At 65.4% G+C, this 1179-nt stretch carries 2 protein-coding genes; one reads left to right on the forward strand and one right to left on the reverse strand.

The genetic code is table 11. The features are described 5' to 3' along the window. Positions 1 to 188 (reverse strand): hypothetical protein (locus ACIRS4_RS37985; RefSeq protein WP_404204804.1); only part of this gene is annotated, 188 nt, incomplete at its 3' end. Positions 189 to 570: 382 nt separating this feature from the next. On the opposite strand from ACIRS4_RS37985, the gene cofD reads away from it, so the two are divergent. Next, a partial coding sequence (gene cofD, locus ACIRS4_RS37990) for a 2-phospho-L-lactate transferase (RefSeq protein ID WP_404204806.1) occupies positions 571 to 1179 on the forward strand: 609 nt, incomplete at its 3' end.

The raw sequence follows: 1179 nt of genomic DNA on the forward strand, positions 1-1179 counted from the left end.
CTCAGCCGCGGTGGTTCGGGCTGGTAGGCAGCTCGCGCCCACTGTCCGCCCCCCGGCCGCGTCGTCATCGGTTCACCCCCCTCGTATCCGTTCCGATCGTCGGCGCAGAAGTCAGGTGCTGCGCCAGTCGTGGAATCGGTTTGCGATACACCGCCCGGAATACCCGACGGGGCCAGCTCATCGGCCATCGCTCCGCCTCCTCACTGTGTGTTAGCGCAGAATGATTAATCCGTCGGAGCCGATCCCACCGACGGCCCAACACCGCGGCGTAGTCCCGCGGCCATCCCCGAGCTTGCGCCACTCCGGTGCGAACAGCTGTTCGAAAACCCGTCCGCGCCTTGCACTCTCACGCGGACCCGGAATGACATGCCTGTGATTAGACACGCCGGGAGCGGCGATGGTCAAGCTGCCGAAGCGATTCCGTTACCATCTGTGACCCCCGCTGGCGACGTTCCCGCAGATCAGACAGCAAATTCACAGCAAATGAGCTGCGAGCCGCTTTCGGCCCGTCACGGCATAGGCTGTGCGGATGTGACTCGAGAACAAGCGGACACCGCGCCCGGCACCGGCCTGCGGATCGCGGTCCTGGTCGGCGGAGTCGGCGGTGCCCGGTTCCTGATGGGCGTGCGCGAGCTGCTGCCCGGAGCCGACACCACGGCCATCGTCAATGTCGGTGACGACGTCTGGATGCACGGGCTGCGCATCTGCCCTGACCTGGACACCTGCATGTACACCCTGGGTGGCGGCATCGATCCGGAACGCGGCTGGGGACACGCGAACGAGACCTGGAGCGCCAAGGAGGAGCTGGCGAAATACCACGCCCAGCCCGATTGGTTCGGCCTCGGCGACCGCGATATCGCCACCCATCTCATCCGCTCGGAAATGCTGCGTCAGGGCTATCCGCTCTCCGCGGTGACCGAGGCGCTCTGCAATCGGTGGCAGCCCGGGGTGAAGCTGCTCCCGGCAACCGACGACCGCTGCGAAACCCATGTCGTCATCGCGGACCCGGAGAACGCTGGCGAACGCCGCGCGATCCATTTCCAGGAGTGGTGGGTCCGGTACCGGGCGAACGTTGAGACCCATGGATTTGTGACTATTGGGGCAGAAGCTGCGAAACCGGCACCGGGTGTGACGGAAATCATAGAGTCGGCCGATGTGATCCTGCTCGCTCCGTCGAAC

The sequence above is a fragment of the Streptomyces sp. NPDC101166 genome, from assembly GCF_044768125.1.
Lineage (GTDB): Bacteria > Actinomycetota > Actinomycetes > Streptomycetales > Streptomycetaceae > Streptomyces.